Source organism: Pseudomonas sp. H11T01 (genome assembly GCF_048515765.1).
In the GTDB taxonomy this organism is placed as follows: Bacteria; Pseudomonadota; Gammaproteobacteria; order Pseudomonadales; family Pseudomonadaceae; genus Aquipseudomonas.
This window is the reverse complement of sequence record NZ_JBLYED010000009.1, coordinates 15,177-39,669: the sequence shown is the minus strand read 5'-3', so window position 1 is coordinate 39,669 and position 24,493 is coordinate 15,177. Positions and strand designations below refer to the sequence as shown.

Annotated in this window: 18 protein-coding genes; 8 read left to right on the top strand and 10 right to left on the bottom strand. The window is 59.2% G+C overall.

The annotated features are described in order from the left end of the window. Nucleotides 1-19: 19 nt before the first annotated feature. From ACN1C3_RS13765 to ACN1C3_RS13745, 5 genes are all read left to right on the top strand, one after another. Nucleotides 20-1,015, top strand: coding sequence for a zinc transporter ZntB (locus ACN1C3_RS13765; RefSeq protein WP_419116369.1), 996 nt, complete (start codon nt 20-22; stop codon nt 1,013-1,015). 63 nt (nt 1,016-1,078) lie between these two features. Further along, entirely contained in the window at nt 1,079-1,327 is a 249-nt protein-coding gene (locus ACN1C3_RS13760) for a CrfX protein (protein ID WP_419116368.1), read from the top strand. A 2-nt stretch (nt 1,328-1,329) separates the two neighbouring features. Next, on the top strand, nt 1,330-2,154 hold the full coding sequence (locus ACN1C3_RS13755; protein ID WP_419116367.1) for a mechanosensitive ion channel family protein: 825 nt from the start codon (nt 1,330-1,332) through the stop codon (nt 2,152-2,154). An 89-nt stretch (nt 2,155-2,243) separates the two neighbouring features. After that, entirely contained in the window at nt 2,244-2,834 is a 591-nt protein-coding gene (sigX, locus tag ACN1C3_RS13750; protein ID WP_419116366.1) for an RNA polymerase sigma factor SigX, read from the top strand. Between the two features lie 107 nt (nt 2,835-2,941). Then, nucleotides 2,942-3,991, top strand: a complete 1,050-nt coding sequence (locus tag ACN1C3_RS13745; RefSeq protein WP_419116365.1) for an OmpA family protein — start codon at nt 2,942-2,944, stop codon at nt 3,989-3,991. Nucleotides 3,992-4,058: 67 nt separating this feature from the next. Here the strand turns inward: ACN1C3_RS13745 and cobA are convergent, their stop codons facing one another. The 8 genes from cobA to ACN1C3_RS13705 form a co-directional block, all read right to left on the bottom strand. Beyond that, entirely contained in the window at nt 4,059-4,820 is a 762-nt protein-coding gene (cobA, locus tag ACN1C3_RS13740; protein ID WP_419116364.1) for a uroporphyrinogen-III C-methyltransferase, read from the bottom strand. Nucleotides 4,821-4,830: 10 nt separating this feature from the next. Beyond that, on the bottom strand, nt 4,831-7,548 hold the full coding sequence (locus tag ACN1C3_RS13735; protein WP_419116363.1) for a molybdopterin-dependent oxidoreductase: 2,718 nt from the start codon (nt 7,546-7,548) through the stop codon (nt 4,831-4,833). Further along, entirely contained in the window at nt 7,548-7,865 is a 318-nt protein-coding gene (gene nirD / locus ACN1C3_RS13730) for a nitrite reductase small subunit NirD (protein ID WP_419116362.1), read from the bottom strand. Before nirD ends, ACN1C3_RS13735 begins: the two co-directional genes overlap by 1 nt. Then, entirely contained in the window at nt 7,862-10,315 is a 2,454-nt protein-coding gene (nirB, locus tag ACN1C3_RS13725) for a nitrite reductase large subunit NirB (protein WP_419116361.1), read from the bottom strand. The genes nirD and nirB overlap by 4 nt, the downstream gene beginning before the upstream one ends. A 455-nt stretch (nt 10,316-10,770) precedes the next feature. Further along, nucleotides 10,771-12,441, bottom strand: a complete 1,671-nt coding sequence (locus ACN1C3_RS13720) for a protein kinase domain-containing protein (RefSeq protein WP_419116360.1) — start codon at nt 12,439-12,441, stop codon at nt 10,771-10,773. A gap of 7 nt (nt 12,442-12,448) precedes the next feature. Then, nucleotides 12,449-13,660 carry a nitrate/nitrite transporter gene (locus ACN1C3_RS13715; protein WP_419116359.1) on the bottom strand — a complete coding sequence of 404 codons (1,212 nt, stop codon included), beginning with the start codon at nt 13,658-13,660 and terminating at the stop codon, nt 12,449-12,451. Nucleotides 13,661-14,004: 344 nt separating this feature from the next. Then, complete coding sequence (locus tag ACN1C3_RS13710; RefSeq protein ID WP_419116358.1) at nt 14,005-14,580, bottom strand: ANTAR domain-containing response regulator; 576 nt, start codon at nt 14,578-14,580, stop codon at nt 14,005-14,007. A gap of 15 nt (nt 14,581-14,595) precedes the next feature. Then, on the bottom strand, nt 14,596-15,807 hold the full coding sequence (locus tag ACN1C3_RS13705) for a CmpA/NrtA family ABC transporter substrate-binding protein (RefSeq protein ID WP_419116357.1): 1,212 nt from the start codon (nt 15,805-15,807) through the stop codon (nt 14,596-14,598). A 234-nt stretch (nt 15,808-16,041) separates the two neighbouring features. On the opposite strand from ACN1C3_RS13705, the gene ACN1C3_RS13700 reads away from it, so the two are divergent. Beyond that, on the top strand, nt 16,042-17,061 hold the full coding sequence (locus ACN1C3_RS13700) for a quinone-dependent dihydroorotate dehydrogenase (RefSeq protein ID WP_419116356.1): 1,020 nt from the start codon (nt 16,042-16,044) through the stop codon (nt 17,059-17,061). 301 nt (nt 17,062-17,362) lie between these two features. On the opposite strand, the gene rmf is transcribed toward ACN1C3_RS13700, so the two are convergent. Continuing rightward, complete coding sequence (rmf, locus tag ACN1C3_RS13695) at nt 17,363-17,578, bottom strand: ribosome modulation factor (protein WP_003223300.1); 216 nt, start codon at nt 17,576-17,578, stop codon at nt 17,363-17,365. 546 nt (nt 17,579-18,124) lie between these two features. Here rmf and rlmKL point away from each other — a divergent pair. Further along, nucleotides 18,125-20,395, top strand: coding sequence for a bifunctional 23S rRNA (guanine(2069)-N(7))-methyltransferase RlmK/23S rRNA (guanine(2445)-N(2))-methyltransferase RlmL (gene rlmKL / locus ACN1C3_RS13690; protein ID WP_419116355.1), 2,271 nt, complete (start codon nt 18,125-18,127; stop codon nt 20,393-20,395). 136 nt (nt 20,396-20,531) lie between these two features. Beyond that, nucleotides 20,532-22,925 (top strand): diguanylate cyclase, encoded by a 2,394-nt coding sequence (locus ACN1C3_RS13685; protein WP_419116354.1) that lies wholly within the window; start codon nt 20,532-20,534, stop codon nt 22,923-22,925. Nucleotides 22,926-22,986: 61 nt separating this feature from the next. Here ACN1C3_RS13685 and dacB read toward each other — a convergent pair whose 3' ends face one another. Continuing rightward, nucleotides 22,987-24,447: a D-alanyl-D-alanine carboxypeptidase/D-alanyl-D-alanine-endopeptidase gene (dacB, locus tag ACN1C3_RS13680; protein WP_419116353.1), complete on the bottom strand. Its 1,461-nt coding sequence runs from the start codon at nt 24,445-24,447 to the stop codon at nt 22,987-22,989. Nucleotides 24,448-24,493 lie beyond the last annotated feature (46 nt).

Genomic DNA, 24,493 nt, shown 5'->3' with positions numbered 1-24,493 from the left:
TTTCAAGATAGGGGTAAGGATGTTCGAGGAAGAAAACGCGCAGTGGGGGCTGGTTCATGCCCTGGTGCTGGATGGTAAAGGCAGTGCGCGTTCGATTGCCCGGACTGAACTGGATGACCTGCAACTGCATCCCCATGAAAGCCTTTGGCTGCATTGGGATCGCAGTCACCCGCAAACCCAGACCTGGCTGCGTAAATTCAGTGGTCTGAGTGAGTTCAGCTGCGATTTGCTGCTTGAAGAGAATACCCGGCCACGGCTGCTGCCGTTGCCGGACAGCGAACTGCTGCTATTTTTGCGCGGAATTAACCTCAATCCGGGCGCCGAGCCGGAAGACATGGTCTCGGTGCGGATTTTCGCTTCTGCTCAACGGGTCATTTCATTGCGCTTGCGCCCCTTGCGGGCCACTGATGAGCTGTTGATACAACTGGATCAAGGCAAAGGGCCGAAAAGCGCCTCTGAATTGATCCTTTATATGGCTCAGTACCTGACCAACAAGGTTCAGGATCTGGTCGGCGACCTCTCGGAAGTCGTCGATGAGGAAGAAGAAAAGCTGGATGCCGACGAACGGTATACTCCAGAGCATGGAGCCATTTTGCAGATCCGTCGGCGGGCTGCCGGGCTGAAACGTTTCCTCGCTCCGCAGCGGGATATTTTCGGTCAGCTTACCCGGATAAAATTGCCGTGGTTCGTCGACGACGATGGTGACTACTGGAACGAATTGAACAACAGCCTGACGCGTTATCTGGAAGAGCTGGAATTGACCAGAGAGCGCGTGGGGCTTGTGCTGGATGCCGAGGATCGGCGTTTGAACGTGCGCATGAATCGCACGATGTACCGCTTCGGAATCATCACTTGTATCTTTCTGCCGATGAGTTTTCTGACCGGTTTGCTGGGAGTAAATGTCGGCGGAATACCCTTCTCCGCGAGCCCTTATGGCTTCCTCATCGCCTGCCTGATGATGGTCTTCATGGCTCTGGGTCAATGGTGGTTATTCCGACGTTTGCGCTGGGTCTGATGTTTGCGCATGTGACCCGAAGAAATTTGATCGCGTCTTTCACAGACATCTCGAGAGGTGCGTATGCACGATCCGTTCGAACAGTCTTTGCGTGACATGCTTAATGCGACGCCGTCCAACCGTGACGACGATGCTTGCCTGGGCCGCGTACTGAAAACCGCCAACCGCCAGGTGGGCGCGGGTGATCTGTTCAGCTTGCTGGGGCGTTGGCTGCCGGCGTTGATGATTGCTCTCAATAACGGCTCGGCCCATGTCTCGCCGGTTTCCCGTCTTAAACCTTCTGCTCGCACTGCTGCTGATAAGGCTGACTGAATATGGAAATTGATCTCTGGACTCAGAGCCTCATCACTGCGATGACTGCGTTGTGGACCAAGGTAGCGAATTTCATTCCTAACCTGTTCGGTGCACTGGTTGTGCTGTTGTTGGGTTTTGTCGTGGCCAAGCTGCTCGACACCTTGCTCTCCAAATTGCTCGCCAAATTGGGGCTCGATCGCCTGATGGGCGGTACCGGTTTGACCAAATTGCTGTCCCGCGCGGGCCTGCAAGTGCCGATCTCGACCTTGATCGGCAAGATCGTTTATTGGTTCGTATTGCTGATTTTTCTGGTTTCTGCTGCTGAATCCCTTGGACTTGAACGAGTTTCAGCTACGCTCGATATGCTGGCGCTGTATGTGCCGAAAGTATTCGGTGCCGCGCTGGTGCTGTTGGTCGGCGTGTTACTGGCGCAGCTGGCCAATGGGCTGGTTCGTGGTGCGGCAGAAGGTGTAGGCCTGGATTACGCTGCGGGGCTTGGGCGTATCGCTCAAGGCCTGGTGATCATCATCAGTATTTCGGTCGCGATCAGCCAGTTGGAGGTCAAGACTGACCTGCTCAACCATGTGATCGTGATAGTGTTGATAACCGTTGGTCTGGCAGTTGCCTTGGCCATGGGGTTGGGAAGCCGGGAAATCGCCGGGCAGATTCTTGCGGGAATTTATGTGCGTGAGTTGTATCAGGTTGGGCAACAAGTGCGTGTTGGTGAGGTCGAAGGTCAGATCGAAGAGATCGGCACGGTTAAAACTACATTGCTGACCGACGAGGGTGAGCTAGTCTCTCTCTCCAATCGGATCATGCTGGAACAGCATGTAAGTAGCCGCTAACCCGGCAAACCCTGCTATCGTATGCCGCCGCAAAATGCCCTGAGCTGGGCTTGCGGCGGACATTGACCTGACTGTCGGCCCGACTTGTTTTGAATAAAGCCCAATCGCTATCCATGCGCTACGACCCCCGCGAGCTCTCCGATGAGGAGTTGGTTGCGCGTTCGCATGCGGAGCTGTTTCACGTAACACGCGCCTATGAAGAGTTGATGCGGCGCTATCAGAGGACCTTATTTAACGTCTGTGCACGGTATTTAGGGAACGATCGCGATGCAGATGATGTCTGTCAGGAAGTGATGTTGAAGGTGCTGTATGGCTTGAAGAACTTCGAAGGGAAATCGAAGTTCAAGACGTGGCTCTACAGCATCACGTACAACGAATGCATCACACAGTATCGGAAGGAACGGCGCAAGCGTCGCTTGATGGACGCATTGAGTCTCGACCCCCTCGAGGAAGCATCTGATGAAAAGATGCCGAAACCTGAGGATAAGGGTGGACTTGATCGCTGGTTAGTGCATGTGAACCCGATTGACCGCGAAATTTTGGTGCTACGATTTGTCGCAGAGCTGGAATTTCAGGAGATCGCAGACATAATGCATATGGGTTTGAGTGCAACGAAAATGCGGTACAAGCGTGCTCTTGATAAATTGCGTGAGAAATTTGCAGGCATTGCTGAAACTTAGTTCGGCGCAAATATCTCTTACGTGTAGGCAAGTTCTGATAGAATTGCCGCCGAGTTGTCCCCCGGTTTGCGGGACTGCTTCACAATCACCAGATGGGGATTTAACGGATGAAACTGAAAAACACCTTGGGCTTGGCCATTGGTACTCTTATTGCCGCTACTTCGTTCGGCGCATTGGCACAAGGCCAAGGCGCAGTTGAAGGCGAGCTCAACTACGGGAAGAAGTACAACGACAGCGTTAAGAACGTTGAAGACGGCTACACTCCTGGCGCCTCCATCGGTTACTTCTTGACCGACGACGTATCGTTGAACGCTACCTACAACAACGATGACCACACCCGTTCGAACAACGGCACTGGCCATCAGAAAATCGAAGGCGACCAGTTTGGTCTGAACGCTCAGTACCACTTCAACAACGCCGGCGACGCTCTGCGTCCTTACGTTCAAGGTGGTGTTAAGCACGGCAGCATGACCAACGTAGCCGCTGACGGCCACACCGGTCGTGACCAGTCGACTTTCCTGACTGCAGGCGGTGGTCTTAAGTACTACTTCCTCGAAAACGTATACGCTCGTGCTGGCGTAGAAGCTGACTACAAGCTGGACAACGGCAAGTGGGACTACATCCCTTCCGTAGGTCTGGGTGTTAACTTCGGTGGCGGCAACAAGCCTGCTGCTGCCCCAGTTGCAGCTCCAGCTGAAGTCTGCACCGACAGCGACAACGATGGCGTGTGCGACAACGTTGACAAGTGCCCGAACACCCCAGCCAACGTAACTGTTGACGCTGATGGCTGCCCGGCAGTTGCTGAAGTTGTTCGTGTTGAGCTGGACGTGAAGTTCGACTTCAACAAGTCGGTAGTCAAGCCTAACAGCTACGGCGACATCAAAAACCTCGCTGACTTCATGAAGCAGTACCCAAGCACCACCACTACTGTTGAAGGTCACACTGACTCCGTCGGTCCTGACGCTTACAACCAGAAACTGTCCGAGCGTCGCGCTAGCGCCGTTAAACAGGTTCTGACCAACCAGTACGGTGTTTCGCCGTCCCGCGTTCAGTCTGTTGGCTACGGCAAATCCCGCCCAGTTGCTGACAACGCCACTGAAGCTGGTCGCGCTGTTAACCGTCGCGTAGAAGCGAAGGTAGAAGCTCAAGCTAAGTAATTAGTTTGCAGCTCTGAAAAGCCCGGCTTAGGCCGGGCTTTTCTTTGTCTGCGATTTAGTGATTTGGCTACAGAGCCACGTCTGTGCACCACTCTGCCGCAGCCTGCGATCTTTTGATGTCTTCACAGGCGGCCACCGCCCCGATCACCAGGATGGCCGGGCTTTTCAACTGAAAGGCGAGGGCATCTTCCTGCATGGCGCTCAGATCGCTCCGGCATTCCCTTTGCTGTGGCAGTGAGGCGTTTTCGATCATCGCCACTGGCGTATCCGACGCAAGACCACCGGCCAGCAATTGGTCGCGAATCTCGCTCAGTTTGGCGACACCCATGTAGATCACTAGCGTCGTACCGCTTTGGGCCAAGGCTTGCCAATTCAAGCTGCTGTCGTCCTGAGTGTGGGCGGTCACCAGGGTCACGCCACGGCTGATGCCGCGCAGTGTCAGCGGGATATTGCATTGCGTAGCACCGGCAAGACCTGCGGTGATGCCATTGACCATTTCGACTTCAACCCCATGGGTTCTCAGCCACTGCGCTTCTTCACCGCCGCGTCCGAAAATGCACGGATCGCCGCCCTTGAGCCGAACCACACATTTGCCTTGGCGGGCATAGCGCAGCATCAAGCGGTGAATGAACTCCTGAGGCGTGGAGCGACAGCCCCCGCGTTTGCCCACAGGGATGATGCGAGCTGTTGGGCAGTGAACCAGAACGGCTCCGTTCACCAGATCATCGATCAGCACCACATCGGCGTCCCCCAGTGCCCGTACCGCTTTGAGGGTCAGCAATTCAGGATCGCCAGGACCTGCGCCCACCAGCCAGACTTTTGCGCTCATGTTCAATTCCTCACGAAGTGATTGCTATCGGTTGGGCAGTGACAGCCAACAGACGCTTGATTTCCGGTACGCAGGAGCCGCATTGAGTGCCGCAGCCCAGTTCTTGTTTCAAACCATTCAAATCCAGACCGCGGCGGATGCCGGCGCACACCGCGTTTTCGCTGACGTTTTTGCAGTTACATAAGGTTTTGCTACTGGACGCCGGGCTTGCGGCGTTGCCCGGTGGGGCGCTCAATGGCGCCAACAGCCAACGACGCAATTGCTCGTCGGCGCGACCCTCGAGCCATAGGCTTTGCAGCCAATGCCGGGCCAGGGTTTCACCGGCCAGGCGAATGGCAGTGATTCGCCCGTTCTCGATGCGGACTCGTTTGCCGATGGAGCGCTGAGGGTCGTCATAGGCCAATACCGGCCCATCGTTGAGCCTTAACTGTTGATCAATGTCCCTGAGCAACTGCGCGTCCGGCGCCTGAGCGCTGGCAGCTCGAATGAGCAGTGCCGGGCGCTCGCGCCCGGTCAGGCTGAGGCTGACGTAGGAAAAGTCCTCGCAGAGCGGTCTCAGGGCCTCGAAATGCCGCTGCACATCACCTTCGATCAAGGCGAACAAGTGCCATGGCAACTGCACCGGCTCGATGCGCACGCCGCTGTGTTTGAGCTCCGGTTGTTTCGACAGCGGGTCGAACGCCGGCTGCGTGATGGCATTGATGCCGCCCTTGAGGAAGCGATCACCCCAATGCATGGGCAAGAAGGCTTGGCCCGGGCGGACGCTATCATCACTACCCACTGCAACGATCACGTTACCGCGACGGCTTTTGAGGCTGACCAGATCGCCGGATTGCAGCCGATGCCGACGCAGTTCATCGGGGTGCAGACTCAACACTGCTTCACTGACGTGCCCGAACAGTTGCGCCGCGGTGCCGGTGCGGCTCATGCCGTGCCATTGATCACGCAGGCGCCCGGTGATCAGGGTCAGCGGAAAACGGGCGTCACGCTGCTCTTTGGCGGCGCGGTAGGGGTCGGCGACAAACTGTGCACGGCCGGTGGCGGTTGGAAAAATCCCGTCAGCGTACAGCCGCGGAGTTCCTTTCAATGCGCCGCTGGGGAAGGGCCATTGTTGCGGGCCGATTTGGTCGAGCAGGGCATGGCTGATGCCGGACAGATCGAGGTCACGGTCGCGGGTCAGTACTTTGTATTCGTCGAACACCTGCGCCGGATCGTTGAAGGCGAACAGGCTGAGCTGCCCTGGGCGCAGGCGTTGTTCCAGACGTTGGGCGAAGTCCACGGTGATTGCCCAGTCCGCCCGTGCTTCTCCGGGCGCGGCAATTGCGCGGCGAACGTGGGAAATACGCCGCTCCGAATTGGTCACCGTGCCTTCCTTCTCGCCCCAACTGGCGGCGGGCAATAACAGGTCGGCAAACGGCGCGGTTTCAGTGGTGCGAAAGGCTTCCTGCAGCACCACAAACGGGCAGGCCTTCAGGGCCTCGCGCACTGCATTCTGATCCGGCAGCGATTGCGCCGGGTTGGTGCAAGCGATCCACAGGGCCTTGATTTTTCCGCTCTGGACTTGCTCGAACAGCTCGATGGCAGTCAGGCCGGTGCTTTCGGGCAAGCGCTCGACACCCCAATAGGCCGCGACTTCTGCTCGGTGTTCAGGGTTGGTAGCCTCGCGATGGCCTGGCAGCAAGTTCGACAGGCTGCCGGTTTCGCGACCGCCCATGGCATTTGGCTGACCGGTCAGGGAGAACGGTCCGGCGCCAGGCCGACCGATTTGCCCGGTGGCCAGGTGCAGGTTGATCAGCGCGCTGTTTTTCGCGCTGCCAGCTGTGGACTGGTTGAGTCCCATGCACCACAGCGACAGAAAGCTGGGCGAGGTGCCGATCCATTCTGCACATTGCTGCAGTTGCTCGACACTGATCCCACACAGCTGAGCAACCATTTGCGGGGTGTAATCGCGCACCAGGTTTTTCAGTTCGGCCAGGCCTTCGGTGTGGGCATTGATGAAGTCCCGGTCGACCCAGTCTTCCCACAGCAGCAGATGCAAAATCCCATGAAACAGCGCGACATCGGTGCCGGGCAGAATCGCCATGTGCATGTCCGCCAGGTCGCAGGTGTCGGTGCGACGGGGGTCGATGACGATGACTTTCATCTGTGGTCGGCGGTTTTTGGCTTCTTCCAGGCGACGAAACAGGACCGGGTGGGCGTAGGCCATGTTGCTGCCGACGATCATCACGCAGTCGCTCAGCTCAAGGTCTTCATAGCTGCACGGCGGGGCGTCGGCGCCGAGACTGCGTTTGTAGCCGACCACTGCCGAGGACATGCACAGCCGTGAATTGCTGTCGATGTTGTTGGTGCCGACCAGCGCTCGGGCCAGCTTGTTGAAGGTGTAGTAGTCCTCGGTCAGCAGTTGTCCGGAGATGTAAAACGCCACGCTGTCCGGGCCGTGTTCACTGATGGTGTCGGCAAACACAGTGGCCGCGTGATCCAGCGCGGTGTCCCAATCGGTGCGGCTGCGGGCCAGGCTTTTGCTCAGTCGCAGTTCCGGGTACAGCGCCCGTGCCGCGAGGTCGCCAGTCAGGTGCAGGCTGGCGCCTTTGCTGCACAGCTTGCCGAAGTTGGCCGGGTGCGTCGGGTCGCCGCTGACGCCGAGGATATGCTCGCCGTCATGCTCGATCAGCACACCGCAACCGACCCCGCAGTAACAGCAGGTCGAGGCCGTCGTCTGGCGGTTCATCAGCTTGCGTCCCGCAGTGCCAGCATGACCCGGCCATTCTCTACGCGCGCCAGATGGTGGTGCGCGCAGCCAATGTCCGGTGCCAGGGCTTCGCCGGATTCAAGGTCGATCTGCCAGTTGTGAAGCGGGCAGGCGACCCGTTTGCCGTAGATCAGTCCTTGGGACAGTGGGCCACCCTTGTGCGGGCAGCGGTCGTCGAGGGCGAAGACTTCGTCGTCACTTGTACGAAAGATCGCGATATCGCCTTTCGGACCGTTGATGATGCGCGAGCCGAGTGCGTTGATGTCTTCCAGTGCGCAGATATCCAGCCAGTTCATGCCAGCACCTCCAGCTGTTTCACCACGATGGTGTCGAATTCTTTCTTCAGCAGCGGCTGCTCCAGCCGTTCCTTCCACGGGTCCTGTTCGAACGACAGGGAGAATTGCAGGCGCTCATTGAGTGCCTTGCGCCGCTGCGGGTCTTCCAGCACTGCTTTCTTGATGTGCTCCATGCCGACCCGTTGCAGGTAGTGCACGGTGCGCTCCAGGTAGAAGGCTTCTTCGCGATACAGCTGCAGGAAAGCGCCGTTGTACTCGCGCACTTCTTCGGCGGTTTTCAGTTTGACGAAGAACTCAGCGACTTCGGTTTTGATCCCGCCGTTGCCGCCGATGTACATCTCCCAGCCCGAGTCCACGCCGATGATGCCGACGTCTTTGATTCCGGCTTCCGAGCAGTTGCGCGGGCAGCCGGAGACCGCCAGCTTGACCTTGTGTGGCGACCACATGTTGAACAGGTCATGCTCCAGCTCGATGCCCAGTTGGGTGGAGTTTTGCGTGCCAAAGCGGCAGAACTCGCTGCCGACGCAGGTCTTCACGGTGCGGATGGATTTGCCGTAGGCGTGGCCGGACGGCATGTCGAGGTCTTTCCAGACACCCGGCAAGTCTTGCTTTTTGATCCCCAGCAAGTCGATGCGCTGGCCGCCAGTGACCTTGACCATCGGCACGTTGTACTTGTCCGCCACATCAGCGATGCGCCGCAACTCGGAAGGGTTGGTCACGCCGCCCCACATCCGTGGAACCACCGAATAGGTGCCGTCTTTCTGGATGTTGGCGTGGGCCCGTTCATTGATCAGGCGCGACTGCGGATCGTCCTTGGCTTCACCCGGCCAGGTGGAAATCAGGTAATAGTTCAGCGCCGGACGGCAGGTGGCGCAGCCGTTCGGGGTGCGCCAGTTCAGGTAGCTCATGGTCCCTGCGATGGTCAGCAGGTGTTCCTCGCGAATCGCCTGGCGGATCTGCCCGTGGTTGAGGTCGCTGCAGCCGCAGATGGCTTTTTCGCTTTTCGGTTTGACGTCCGCCGCGCCACCGACGGTGTTGATCAGGATCTGTTCCACCAAGCCGGCGCAGGAGCCGCAGGAGCTGGCAGCCTTGGTGTGCTTCTTCACGTCGTCGACGCTGAACAGGCCATGTTCCTGAATCGCTTTGACGATGGTGCCTTTGCACACGCCGTTGCAACCGCAGACTTCAGCTGTGTCAGCCATGCTCATGGCTTTGTCCTGGCCTTGGTGGCCAACGTCGCCGAGGGCGTTTTCGCCGAACATCAGGTGGTCGCGGATTTCGCCGATCGCGTGGTTTTCGCGGATCTGCCGGAAGTACCAGCCGCCGTCGGCGGTGTCGCCATACAAGCAGGCACCGACCAGCACGTCATCCTTGATCACCAGCTTCTTGTAGACGCCGCCGATAGGGTCGGAAAGGGTGATGGTCTCGGTGCCTTCGCCGCCCATGAAGTCGCCGGCGGAGAACAGGTCGATGCCGGTGACTTTCAATTTGGTCGAGGTGACCGAACCTTGATAGCGAGCAAAACCCAGCTGCGCGAGATGGTTGGCGCAGACCTTGGCCTGTTCGAACAGCGGTGCGACCAGGCCATAAGCGATACCACGGTGGCTGGCGCATTCGCCAATCGCGTAAACGCGCGGGTCGTAGGTTTGCAGGGTGTCGTTGACCAGAATCCCGCGGTTGCAGGGAATGCCGGATTTTTCCGCGAGTTCGGTGTTCGGCCGGATGCCGGCGGCCATCACCACCAGGTCAGCCGGGATCACGTCGCCATTCTTGAACTGCACCGAGCCGACCCGGCCGTTGCCGGCGTCGTGCAGCGCTTGGGTTTGTTCGCACAGGCGGAAGTTCAGGCCACGGTTTTCCAGGGCACTTTGCAGCAGCTCGCCGCTGGTTTTGTCCAGTTGCCGCTCCAGCAGCCATTCGCCGATGTGCACCACGGTCACGTGCATGCCACGCAGCATCAAGCCGTTGGCGGCTTCGAGACCCAGCAGGCCGCCGCCGATGACCACTGCGTGCTTGTGGGTCTTGGCGGTGTTAATCATGGCCTGGGTGTCGGCAATGTCGCGGTAGCCGATCACACCCTCCAAGGTGTTGCCGGGAATTGGCAGAATGAACGGTGTCGAGCCGGTGGCGATCAGCAAACGGTCGTACTCGGCTTCGGTGCCGTCTTCGGCAATCACCCGGCGTTTGACTCGGTCGATTTGCACCACTTTGCGGTTGAGCAGCAGCTTGATGTTGTTGTCCAGGTACCAGCTCAAATCATTGAGCACGATCTCTTCGAACGTCTGCTCCCCGGCGAGCACTGGCGACAGCAGAATGCGGTTGTAGTTGGTATGGGGTTCGGCGCCGAAGAGCGTGATGTCGTACAGCTCGTTACTCAGCTTGAGCAATTCTTCGAGGGTGCGAACCCCCGCCATGCCGTTGCCGATCATCACCAGTTTGAGTTTTTTCATAAGAATCTCCGGGGAGCTCAGACCTGCCTCATCAGGGCGGTAGGGCTGGCTCGACAAATTTTGCGCAAACAAAAAAAGGCGTCCCGCTAGTGACCTAGCGAGGACGCCTTTGTCCTGATCCCGTTCTCTCGGGAAGCGCATCCTTCGTCGTTGAAGGCTGGGCTTTATGTCTGTTGAAGGAGGTAATGCAGTGGTTGTGCCAAGTTGCACTGAAGAGCGGTTTTATTGGGCTTTGAGGTTGGGGGATTTGTCCGGGAGGGATTTTTCGCACCAATACAAGGCGTGTTGCCCACAATTAGCGCGGAACAAACCCCGTAGCAGCTGGCGAAGCCTGCGTTCGGCTGCGCAGCAGTCGTAGAAGCCATTCTGCGTTTTTGGCAAAAAATTGAGTCGCATGAATTACGACCGCTTCGCGGCCGAACGCAGCCTTCGGCAGCTGCTACGAAAGCGCGTGCTCAACCGTGAAATAGTAAAAACAACAGCACAAGATTGATCAACAACGACACCAGCGCCAATGTCCGCCAAACCTTCAGCGGCTCCCGCTCCAGCAGCGGCCTTGGCCGAACACTCAAGCTGCGGCGTTCGCCCTGTTCCAGGAGCAGCAACCATTCCTCGGCGGTTTCAAAGCGTTGAGCGGGATTGACTGAAACCGAACGCTCCAGGCTTTGCTCCAGCCAATCCGGCAGGTCAGGACGATAGCGGCTGGCGCTGACTGGCACCCCGAAGCGCGGTCGTTGAAAGGCTTCGATTTCACCGTAGGGATAATGGCCGGTTAACAGAAAATAAAGCGTCACGCCTACCGCATACAGATCCTGTTGTGGTGTTGGCGCGTCGCCGTTGAAGGCTTCCGGGGCAATGTAGCTGGGCGTTCCAGGCAGCGAATGGGCCTGGTCCTCGGAAAGGCCAGGGCAGTAGGCCAAACCAAAATCCAGCAGGCGCAACTCGCCGTCCTCACCCAGCAGCAGGTTTTCCGGCTTGATATCGCGGTGCAGGATTTGCCTGCGATGCAGTATGCCCACCGCCCGTAACAGCCGTTCGGCCAGTTCCTGGCATTGCGCCAGGGGGAGCGGGCCGTTTTGTGCGAACAGTTCAGCCAGGGTAGAGCCTGTGTATTCGCGCATCACGTAGTACAGATGCTGACGCTGACTGGCGGTGTGCACTTCAGGGAAGTGCCGACCCGCGACCCGCCGCAGAAACCATTCCTCCGACAGCAGGCTTTGCCCAGCCTGATTATCGTCATGCAGATGAGCCGGCAAGGTTTTCAGCAACCAGGGTTGCTGCTGGGCATCGCGAACGCGGTAGAGCAGGGACTGCTGACTCTGCCCGAGTAGCGCTTCGACCTGCCAACCCTCGAACGGCTGACCCGGCTTAAGCACAGGCGGTAAGGGCCACTGCTGCAAGTGGATCAACGCGTCGCCGATGTTCGCCTCGCCGAGGGCATCGACCCGTACCAACATCGCGCTGGCATTGTCCTGGCTGCCTGCCAGGTGTGCAGCGTTGACCAGTGTCTGCGCAGCGCTGTCGAGGTCGGGCTGATCGCGCAGGATCGCGGCGATCGCCGTGTCGCCGAGCACCGCCCAAATGCCGTCGCTGAGCAGTACGAAGCTCTCACCAAGACGCAGTTCACTGTCGAGAAAATCCAGTACCAGATGCTGATCCAGACCCAATGCGCGCTTGAGCACATGTTGCATGCCCGGTTGCTCCCAGACATGGTCCTCAGTAATGCGCTGCAACTCGCCGGCGCACCATCGATAGACCCGGCAGTCGCCGACATGGGCCAGGGTAAAGCGCCGACCCCGCAGCACCAAGGCGCTGACAGTGGTGAGCAATGGCTGCCCGCCACCGTTGGCCTGCAACCAGCGATTCTGTGCCAGCAACAGCCGATCGAGGGCCTGCGCCACGCCCCAGGTTTCTGGCGTGGCGTAGTAATCCAGCGCCAGTGCCTGCAAGGTCGAGCGAGCGGCGAGGCCGCCGTCGGCGCACTGGCTGACACCGTCTGCGATGGCGAACAGATAGCCCTTGCTGGCGGCCAGTGCCGGGGCCGGGGTCACCAGGCGCAGGGCGTCCTGATTCTCATCCCGTGGGCCGGTGGCACTGGCCTGGGCGAAGCTCAGTTGCAGGCTCATTAAGCGCTTAGACCCGTGCCGCGGTCACGGCCGCCGAACCCCACGTGGTTCTCCAGCGACGTTTAACCCCGTGCAGACCGAACCAGGCCAACACGCCGAGGCTGGCGAACAACCAAAGCGCAAGCTGATAGCTGCCGGTGCTCTGTTTGATCGCGCCCATTCCCGCTGCCAAGGCGAAGCCGCCAATGCCGCCGGCCATGCCGATCAGGCCGGTCATCACGCCGATCTCCCGACGAAAGCGCTGCGGTACCAATTGGAAGACCGCGCCGTTACCGGCACCCAGACCGAGCATGGTGCAGACGAACAGGGCAAGGGCGGCGTAGGAGCTCGGCAGGTTGAAGCCCACCGCGGTGATGCAGATCGCCGCCACGGTGTACATGCCGAGCAAGGTGCGAATGCCGCCGAAGCGATCCGCCAGGGCGCCGCCCAACGGGCGCATCAGGCTGCCACCGAACACGCAAGCGGCGGTGTAGTAACCGGCGGTTACCGGGCTCAAGCCGTATTGGTCGTTGAAGTAGCCGGGCAGGGCGCTGGCCAGGCCGATAAAGCCCCCGAAGGTCACACTGTAGAAAAACATGAACCACCAGCTATCGCGGTCACCCAGTGCCTTGAAGTAGTCGGCCATGGATTTTGCTTTTGGCCGCTCAGGGGCATTTTTCGCCAGCCAGGCAAAGACGATCAGGGCCACGATCAGCGGGATTAGCGCAAAACCGAACACATTGCTCCAGCCATAAGCCGCCGCCAGCAACGGGGCGATCAATGCAGCGAACACCGTGCCGGAGTTCCCCGCACCGGCAATGCCCATCGCCTTGCCTTGATGCTGTGGTGGATACCACTGCGAGGCCAGCGGCAGGGCCACGGCGAACGAGGCGCCGGCCATACCGAGAAACAGGCCGAGCACCAGTGCTTGTTCATAGCTGTGAATGCCCAGTTTCCAGGCGCCGAACAGCGCGCAGATCACGATCACCTGGCCGATCAGCCCGGCTGTTTTCGGTGACAGGCGATCTGCCAGCAAGCCCATCACAAAGCGCAGGAAAGCCCCGGCCAGAATTGGCGTGGCGACCACCAGCCCGCGTTGTTGGGTGGTCAGGTGCAGATCGGCGGCGATCTGCACCGCCAATGGGCCGAGCAGGTACCAGACCATGAAACTCAGGTCGAAATAGAGGAAGGCCGCGAACAATGTCGGGGTATGGCCGGATTTCCAGAAGCTTGAATTCATCGCGCACCTCAGCTTTAAAGAGTCTCGAAAGGAGTCATGAGCTTTCAGGTGGAGCGCCCATAACGGCCGCACCACCGGCCCCGGGCTATGGGGCCAAAACGAAAAAACGCCGCAACCCGATGCGTTAGTGCAAAAGGGTGTGCGACGTCTTTGTCGTAGGTGGGGCAACCGCCGTTGGTTACCTGTATGGATTACTTAGCAAGAGCTGAGCCAACAGTTGAGATTATGATCGTTCCCACGCTCTGCGTGGGAATGCATCTCGTGACGCTCTGCGTCACAGCCTGATGCGGACGCGGAGCGTCCAGGGCGTGCGCTACCACGCAGAGCGTGGGAGCGATCCTCTGTTAGCCCAGTAACTCACTCATGGCAATAATCTGCTCAGCCACCTGAATCAGCTTCTGCTGGCGGCTCATGGCCTGGCGGCGCATCAGGGTGTAGGCCTCTTCTTCCTTGCAGTCCTTCATCTTCATCAGCAAGCCCTTGGCCAGTTCGATGCGTTTGCGTTCGGCCAGTTGCTGGTCGCGGGCCTGGAGCTGCGCGCGCAAGGCCTGGTCGCTTTCGAAGCGGGCCATGGCCACGTCGAGGATCGGTTGCAGGCGTGAGGCGAGGATGCCTTCGACGATATAGGCGCTGACCCCGGACTTGATCGCCTGACGCATCACGTCCGGGTCATGTTCGTCAGTAAACATGACGATCGGCCGTGGCTGGTCGCGGCTGACCAGGACTACTTGTTCCATCACATCGCGGCTCGGTGACTCGGTATCGATCAAAATCACATCCGGACGCACCGTTTCGACGCGCGCCGGCAGGTCGATGGTCAGGCCGGATTCGTCGATCACTTCAAATCCGGCTTCGGTCAGGGCCGCTTTGAGCCTTCCGACTTTTTTTGCGGTGTCGTTGATCAGCAGGATACGCAACATATTCGCAGTCTCCTGTCAGCGGCTGGCGAGAAGGGCAGAGGGGTCGGTCATGGCGTGCAGTGTAAAGCTGCGGGCATAACCGGCCGGGTCCGAGCCATCCCAGATTTTACCGTCGATCAATTGGCTGCTGCGCATCGTCTCGCCAGTGTGACTGACGCCAACAGCAGTGGCTGCCTCGCGGTACAGCTCCAGTTGCTGAACCTGGCGGGCGACGCCGAGGTAATCCGGGTCGTCACGCAATAAGCCCCAGCGACGGAATTGAGTCATGAACCACATGCCATCGGAGAGGTAGGGCAGATTGACCTCGCCGGCACCGTGAAAGCGCAGCGCATGAGGGTCTTGCCAGCGATTGCCGAGGCCGTCGGCATAGTCGCCGAGCAACCGTGGCTGGATGCAGTCCACGGGCGCATCCAGGTACTCGCGGGCGCTCAACAGTTGCGCGGTGCTTTGGCGGTTCTCGGTGCTCTGTTCGATAAAACGACTGGCTTCGAGGATCGCCATGACCAGTGCGCGGGCGGTGTTGGGGTACTGTTCGACAAACGCGCGGGTGCAGCCCAGCACTTTCTCCGGATGATCAGGCCAAATGGTTTGGCTGGTGGCCATGGTGAACCCCAGGTCCTGCTTCACCGCGCTGGCGCTCCACGGCTCGCCGACACAAAAACCGTCAATGCGCCCGGCTTGCAAGTGCGCGACCATTTGCGGTGGCGGCACTACCACGCTGTCGACATCCTGCAACGGATGGATGCCTTGGCTAGCCAGCCAGTAATAGAGCCACATGGCGTGGGTTCCGGTGGGGAACGTCTGGGCGAAGGTTAGCTTTGCGCGACTTTGGTGCACGTGCCGGTCCAGTGCTTCAGGACTGGTCACACCCTGGGCTTGCAGGCCGTGGGACAGGTTGATGCTTTGGCCGTTTTGGTTCAGGCCCATCAGCACTGCCATATCGGTGGCGGCCACACCGCCGATGCCCAGATGCACGGCGTAGATCAAGCCATAAAGGCTGTGGGCGGCATCCAGCTCGCCGCTGACCAGTTTGTCCCGCAGGTTGGCCCAGGATGATTGGCGCTTGAGGTTGAGGGTCAGGCCATAGGGCTGGGCGAAACCCTGAGTGGCGGCGACCACCACCGAGGCGCAATCGCTCAGGGCCATGAAGCCCAGGTTGATTGCGCTCTTTTCCGGGGCATCGCTGCCGTTGACCCAGGCCAAGGGGCCGGTTGGAAATTCATTCATCAGGTATTCACCTTCCATAAAAAAGCGTCGTAACCAGGTCCGTTGCCAAAGCAAAACCGGGTGACGACGCCGTTGTCCTTGCGACCCATCCCGCCGCTGGCATGAGTGCTGATGCAATCGATGGTGCAAGGCATATGCCATTCACCGTTGATTTCATCGCGTGCCTCGCTTGCGACCCCGTTGCCCGGCTATAATCGCCGCCTCTTTTCGCCGCCAACCGAGTCAAGCCCGCCCATGTACACCCTGGCCCGTCAGCTGTTGTTCAAACTTTCCCCGGAAACCTCCCACGATCTGTCTCTGGACCTGATCGGCGCGGGCGGGCGTTTGGGCCTCAATGGCTTGCTGTGCAAAGCGCCAGCGCGGGTGCCGGTGAACGTCATGGGGCTGGATTTTCCCAACCCGGTGGGTCTGGCGGCAGGCCTGGACAAGAATGGCGCGGCCATCGATGGTTTTGCCCAGTTGGGTTTCGGCTTCGTCGAGATCGGCACCATCACCCCGCGTCCACAGCCGGGTAATCCGAAACCACGGATTTTCCGCTTGCCGGAAGCCGAGGCGATCATCAACCGCATGGGCTTCAACAACCTCGGTGTCGATCACTTGCTGGCCCGGGTCGCGGCGGCCAAGTACAAGGGCATTCTGGGCATCAATATCGGCAAGAACTTTGACACGCCGGTTGAACGCGCGGTCGATGACTACCTGATCTGCCTGGATAAAGTTTACGCCCATGCCAGCTATGTGACAGTCAATGTCAGCTCGCCGAACACGCCGGGCCTGCGCAGCCTGCAATTCGGCGACTCGCTCAAGCAACTGCTCGAAGCCTTGCGTCAACGCCAGGAAGACCTGGCGCAGCGCCACGGCAAACGTGTGCCGCTGGCGATCAAGATCGCTCCGGACATGACCGACGAAGAAACTGTGCAGGTGGCGCAAGCGTTGATCGAGACAGGCATGGATGCGGTGATCGCCACCAACACTACCCTGAGCCGCGTTGGCGTCGAAGGCATGGAGCATGGCGACGAGGCGGGCGGTCTGTCAGGCGCGCCGGTTCGCGACAAGAGCACTCACACCGTCAAGGTGCTGGCTGGCGAGTTGGCCGGTCGCTTGCCGATTATTGCCGTGGGCGGTATCACCGAAGGCAAGCACGCGGCTGAGAAAATCGCCGCTGGAGCAAGCTTGGTGCAGTTGTATTCGGGCTTTATCTACAAGGGGCCGGCGCTGATTCGCCAATCGGTGGATGCGATTGCTGCGATGCGCTAAAGGCGGTGGATATTAACTGTGGCGAGGGAGCTTGCTCCCGCCGGCCGGTCCGCGCTCGGGCGAAGCAGTCGTAAAACCGGCGAACGCGGTGTGTCTGATGAAACACGGTTGCAGGTTTTGGGACCGCTTCGCGGTCCAGCGGGAGCAAGCTCCCTCGCCACAGGGGTTGTGTTTGTCTTTTAGGAGCCCATAAAAAAGGGCTCCTCGAGGGAGCCCCTGGGCCGAAGCCCGCCGTCCGGATGGGACGTGCGTGGTTAAGTCGTTGCGTAATCAGGTTTTGGTGTCGGAATGTGTGCCCTGTTTAGCCGACGGCGTGAAGTTCGTTGAGTCTGTGGATCCCCGCAGTGCCGGTCATACCGTCCCAGTTGTCGCCGCGTCCTTCTCGCCAGCCGTTAATCCAGGCTTGACGTACTGACGGTAGAGTAAATGGGCAAAGCTCACGGGATTTGCCACCAACGCCATATTGATATCCGCGTAAAAATGCTCTTTCCAACGGATCACGCTTAAGTCTTCTCATAGGGTGTTTCCCTCAATGTTGACTGTGTAATGTCCTGTCGACCTCAATCGAGGCCGGGCAGAAAAAAGTCTCTGCCGTTGGTGACTCGCGCAGGCAGAGCGAGCCAAGGTGTTGACGTCATTGCGGCGACAACCTGTATTGAGTTCTAACCAATGCGTCACATCGAGGGAATGATCGTTTTGTCATAAGGACGTAACGATAATGGTGTTAAGGCCATAAGTAAGATGGGTTTCGTGACCCGTTTTTTGAGCAAAGCCCGCTATGATCAGCCTCCGACTAGAAGATGAGGTTTATTCTTTAGCGGCAATGTCGACCTGTTGCCGTCGGGTATTTTTCGACGAAGGGTCGAGATATGACATTTTGTTGCACCGAATTTTTTATCTGCCCCTGCATCTAAGCTCATTTAACCTCTTGGTTGGCTGAGCAGCCGGGGTGGGACGGCACACCTTCGTGCCACGCGAGCGCTCTTCAAGAAAAGCGCTTGATTGAAAACCGAGCGGACAATGCGTTGCCCGTTCACTACTGCTTAAAGGCCCTGGAATTCCCATGTCGGATCGTTACGAACTCTTCCTCACTTGCCCTAAAGGTCTCGAAGGCCTGCTGATCGAGGAAGCCATCGGGCTTGGCCTTGAGGAAGCGCGCGAGCACACCTCGGCCGTGCGCGGCGTGGCCGACATGGAGACGGCTTATCGCCTGTGCCTGTGGTCGCGTCTGGCCAACCGTGTGCTGTTGGTCCTCAAACGCTTTCCGATGAAGGACGCCGAAGATCTCTACCACGGCGTGCTGGATGTCGAGTGGCAGGACCACATGCTCAACGACGGCACCCTGGCCGTGGAGTTTAGCGGTCACGGTTCGGGCATCGACAACACTCATTTCGGCGCCTTGAAGGTCAAGGATGCGATTGTCGACAAGTTGCGTACCCCGTCGGGTGAGCGTCCATCGATCGACAAAATCAACCCGGACCTGCGCATTCACCTGCGTCTGGACCGCGGCGAAGCGATTCTGTCCCTCGACCTGTCCGGCCACAGCCTGCACCAGCGCGGCTACCGTCTGCAGCAAGGTGCGGCGCCGCTGAAGGAAAACCTCGCGGCGGCGATTCTGATTCGTGCCGGTTGGCCGCGCATTGCCGCCGACGGCGGCGCACTGGCTGACCCGATGTGCGGTGTGGGCACCTTCCTGGTGGAAGCGGCGATGATCGCCGCCGACATGGCACCGAACCTGCGACGCGAGCAGTGGGGCTTCACTGCCTGGCTCGGCCACGTACCGGCACTTTGGAAAAAACTCCACGAAGAAGCCACTGCACGTTCCGCCGCCGGTCTGGCCAAGCCACCGCTGTGGATCCGTGGTTACGAAGCTGACCCGCGCCTGATTCAGCCGGGCCGTAACAACATCGAACGTGCCGGCCTGAGCGACTGGATCAAGGTCTATCAGGGCGAAGTCGCGACGTTTGAGCCGCGTCCGGACCAGAACCAGAAAGGCCTGGTGATCTGTAACCCTCCTTACGGCGAACGTCTGGGTGATGAGGCGAGTTTGCTCTATCTCTACCAGAACCTCGGCGAGCGTCTGCGTCAGGCGTGCCTGAACTGGGAAGCGGCGGTGTTTACCGGCGCGCCGGATCTGGGCAAGCGCATGGGCATCCGCAGTCACAAGCAGTATTCGTTCTGGAACGGCGCCTTGCCGTGCAAATTGCTGCTGATCAAAGTAACGCCGGACCAGTTCGTCACTGGCGAGCGTCGCACCCCGGACCAGCGCCAGATCGAGCGCGAGCAAGCCGAGGTAGAGGTTGCAGATAACATCGAGGCCCCGGGCAAGTACGAGAAGTACAACAAGAACGGCAACCCGATCAAACCGGCACCGGTCGTCGTTGAGCAGGCACGTCTGAGCGAAGGCGGGCAGATGTTCGCCAACCGTCTGCAAAAAAACCTCAAGTTGCTGGGTAAATGGGCCAAGCGTGAAGGCGTCGAGTGCTACCGCGTCTACGATGCCGATATGCCCGAATACTCGATGGCCATCGACCTGTACAGCGATTGGGTGCACGTTCAGGAATACGCTGCACCGAAATCCATCGACCCGGAAAAAGCCTCGGCGCGTATGTTCGATGCCCTGGCGGCCATTCCGCAGGCCTTGAACATTGATAAGAGCCGCGTGGTCGTCAAGCGCCGCGAGCGCCAGAGCGGCACCAAGCAGTACGAGCGCCAGAGCGCCCAGGGCAAGTTCACCGAGATCAATGAAGGCGGCGTCAAGTTGCTGGTCAACCTGACCGACTACCTCGACACCGGGTTGTTCCTCGATCACCGGCCGATGCGCCTGCGGATTCAGAAAGAGGCCGCCGGCAAGCGTTTCCTCAATCTGTACTGCTACACCGCGACCGCCAGTGTGCACGCTGCCAAGGGTGGCGCTCGCAGTACTACCAGCGTCGACTTGTCGAAAACCTATCTGGATTGGGCGCGGCGCAACCTGTCGCTGAACGGCTTCTCCGACAAGAACCGTCTGGAGCAAGGCGATGTAATGGCTTGGCTGGATGCTTGCCGCGACGAGTTCGACCTGATCTTCATTGACCCGCCGACGTTCTCCAACTCCAAGCGCATGGAAGGGATCTTCGACGTGCAACGCGACCAGGTGCAATTGATCGATCTGGCGATGGCGCGTCTTGCCCCTGGCGGTGTGTTGTACTTCTCCAACAACTTCCGCAAGTTCCAGTTGGAAGAGAACCTCACCACGCGGTATGCCGTTGAGGAAATCACCGCACAAACCATCGATCCGGATTTTGCCCGTAACGGCAAGATCCACCGTGCCTGGAAAATCACTGCCCGCTAAAGCCGATTGGATCCACAGAGCCTTGATTTTTAAAGGCTCTTGGCTCTTTTTGCGCTGGTCAAATTAGTGGCAAATAGCTATAACTCAGTCAAAGCCCATGTGATGCCCAAGCTCGCTGGCGTTATGAGTTCTGCTTATGTCGTTGCATGCCGTTCGCCCAAAAATTCTGGGATTCATCAGCGAAGATGTTTCGACCGTGCTGGTCGCGATACTGGTGTTGCTCGCTGGCGTAATTCTGACCGGGTTGTTGGCCTGGGCAACGGTCAATCTGTATCAGCAGCAATTGCGTCAGCGTTTTCAGCTGTTGGTCAGCGAGCGTTACAGCCGAATTGAAGAACGTTTCGAAGATCAGGAGCAGCGCCTCGACAGCCTGCGGCGGTTTTTTGCCAACTCCGATTCGGTGACCCGCCAGGACTTTGATGGCTTTGCCAAGCCGTTATTGCACAGAACTCAAGCTTACGTTTGGGCGCCGCGCGTCATGGGGGCCGAACGCTCGTTATTCGAGCGCCAGGTACGGGCGCAAGGCGAGGCGGATTTTGCCATTCGTGAATTGAATGCCAAGGGCCAATTGCAACCTGCAGCCAAGCGCGATGAGTACGTGCCGGTTTTATTCAGCCAAACGCAAAGTGTTCTCGGCTCGCCGTTGGGTTACGACTTGCTGGTCGAGCCCCTGCGTCGCTCGACTCTGGAGCGCGCCCGTATTCACGGTTCGCTGGCGGTCTCGCAACCGATGGATCTGGTCGGCGTCGAGCCGGCTTATGCCCGCGGCGTGTTGTTGGCCGCACCGGTCAACATATCCGATGCGGCTCCAACGTCTGAACCCTATGGTTACGTCATGGCGGTCATCAGCATCCGTCAGCTGGTGGCTGACGGTTTGCCCGAGGCGAGTCATGACAACCTCGCGGTTCGTATACTCGATCTGTCCACCGACAATGACCACGAAGTGCTCTATGAGTCGGACAACCTAGCGGCGCAAAGTGAGTTGTCGGCGACTCGTTTGCTGCGCTTGGGGGACCACGATTACCAGGTGGATATCCGACCCAGCGCGGTATTTCTGCAGGCCAATCACTCTTCGGTCATCAGTCTGGTGGTGTTGGGCAGTCTGCTCAGCGTGCTGCTCAGCGCTTTGCTCTACGTTCTGGTCAGCCAGCGACAACGAGCCTTGGCGCTGGTCGAGCAACGTACCCGTGAATTGCGCTTGCGCGAGCAGGAGCTGCGCGGCGCCCACGGACAACTGCGCAGCGTGTTGAATGCGGCGACTCAAGTGGCAATTGTCGCGACGGACTTGCGCGGTGTGATCAGCACCTTCAATGCTGGCGCCGAGCAAATGCTCGGCTATCGAAGTGTCGATGTGCTGGGGCACATGACGCTGGAAAACCTGCACCTGCCCAAGGAGCTGCAGGTGCGCGCAGAGGAACTGAGCCGACGTTATGGCAAACCGATCCCAATGTGCCAGGCGATGCTCGTCGAGGGTGGCGAGGAGGGTGGACATGAGGCTCGGGAATGGACGCTGGTGCGTCAGGATGGCACCCACCTGGCCGTGAATATGCTCGTGGCGCCGGTGCTCGATGAGCAGGGGCTCTGGATCGGGCATCTGGCGATCTGTATCGATATCACCGAGCGTAAACGGGTCCACGAAGCGCTGGCGGCGCAGGATCGCCTGTTGAAGAAGCTCAGCGCCCATGTGCCGGGCGGTATTTACCAATTCAAGATGGCAGCCGACGGCAAGTTCAGCGTGATCTATGCCAGTGAAGGCATTCGTGAAATTTACGAGCTGGAGCCGGATGTGCTGCTGCTGAACGCGGAGGCAATCTTCGGACGAATCTATCCGCAAGATGTGTCGAGAGTCCGCGCCTCGATTCGTTCATCTGCCCAGAAGCTCAGCCCGTGGCGTGAGGAATACCGTGTGCAACTGCCGCAGCGCGGGTTGCGTTGGGTCCGCGGTGAGGCGACGCCGGAAGAATTGCCGGGCGGCGGGGTGCTGTGGCACGGCTATATCTCGGATATCTCTGATCTGAAGCGGGTTGAAGAGGAACTGCGCGCGCTTTCGGTGACTGACTCCCTGACCGGGATTCACAACCGGCGTTATTTCCAGGAGCGCCTTAAATCCGAAATGGCTCGGGTTGAGCGCAGCGTCGGAGAGTTGGCAGTGATCATGCTCGATATCGATCACTTCAAACGCATCAATGATCAGCACGGTCATGCCGTGGGCGATCGGGTGTTACAAGGCGTCTGTGAGCGCATCGGCCTTCGCCTGCGTCGTACCGATGTGTTCTGTCGTTTAGGCGGCGAAGAGTTCATGGTGCTTTGCCCGGATACCGATGGGCAGCAGGCTTTTACCCTTGCGCTGGAGCTGTGGCAGGGGCTGCGTACGTCACCGATCGATGGGGTGGGCATAGTGACTGCGAGCTTCGGGATTGCCAGTTGGCGCGCAGGTGAAGGGGCTGATGCATTGCTGCTGCGAGCTGACTCAGGGGTGTACGTGGCGAAGCAGGCAGGGCGCGATCGGGTTGAATCGGAGTTGATGTAGGTAGGCTGTACGCAATCCCTTGTGGCGAGGGAGTCCCCGCCACAGTTGATCATCGGTTGGATTAAAGCACCGAAGCAGCCTCCGCCATTTTCGGCTGGCGATACAGATCCAGCAGGACCTGATCAAGCACCGAAGACGCGCCAAAAGGTCTCGGGTCGTTGAGGATCGCCACCACTGCCCAGGTATTACCATTGCTGTCACGGCTGAAGCCGGCGATGGCGCGCACGGTATTCAGGGTGCCGGTCTTGATATGCGCTTCACCGGCCATTGCTGTGCGTTTCAGGCGTTTGCGCATGGTGCCGTCCGTACCGGCAATCGGCATTGAGCTGATGAACTCCGCCGAGTAAGGGCTTCTCCAGGCCGCCTGCAGCATCGCCCCCATTTCCCGGGCGCTGACCCGTTCGGCGCGGGACAAGCCGGAACCGTTCTCCATGACCAGATGCGGCGCAGTGATGCCTTTCTTCGCCAGCCACTGACGCACAACACGTTGCGCGGCTTTGGCGTCGTCAGCGTCGGCGTCATTGCGGAACTGTGCGCCGAGGCTGAGGAACAGCTGCTGGGCCATGGTGTTGTTACTGTATTTGTTGATATCGCGGATGATCTCCGCCAGATCCGGCGAGAACGCCCGGGCCAGAACCTTGGCGTCTTTTGGAACAGCAGCCAGACGATCCTGGCCCTGAATGCTACCGCCCAGTTCCTGCCAGATCGCCCGTACGGCGCCAGCGGTGTAGGTCGCGTGGTCGAGCAAAGAAAGGTAGGTCTGCGAGCTGCAGCCGTCGCCCAACTGACCGTTGACCGTCACACTCAGGCCACCGTCGGCCTGGGCCACCGGGTTATAACGCACGTTGCCGGTGCACTCCTTGGAATTGATGGCCTTGACCTGATTGTCGATGTGAATGCTGGCAATCGGCGGTTCGACGGAAATCAGTACCTTGCCCGAGTCATTACGAGCGACGAAGCGCAGGGCCTTGAGGTTGACCATCAGCGCGTCGGGTTTGACCAGGAAGGGCTTGTTCTCGTCCTTGCCGTCGTCATTGAACTCCGGCAGTTGCGGTTGCACGAAGAAGCTACGGTCCAGCACCAGATCGCCGGTGACTTGCTGCACGCCATTGGCCCGCAGGTCACGCATCAGCAACCAGAGCTTTTCCATATTCAGCTTCGGATCGCCGCCGCCCTTGAGGTACAGGTTGCCGTGGAGGATGCCGCCACTCAGGGTGCCGTCGGTGTAAAACTCGGTTTTCCACTGATGGTTCGGGCCGAGCATTTCCAGCGCGGCGTAGGTGGTGACCAGTTTCATGGTCGAGGCCGGGTTGACCGAAACGTCGGCATTGAAGATGGTCGGGGTGCCGGGGCCGTTGAGTGGGATCATCACCAGCGACAGGGCGTTGTCCTGCAACTTGCTGGCCTTGAGGGCTTTTTCGACATTGGGTGACAGGGCGGTATTGATCGAGGCGGCGGATACAGGCAGGGCCAGGGGCAGAAGAAGACTGGCAAGCAGCAATGGGCGCAAAGATTTGATCATGTGAAGTAAAACCCTACAGCCGAGGGGAAAAAGACGAGGGCATGTT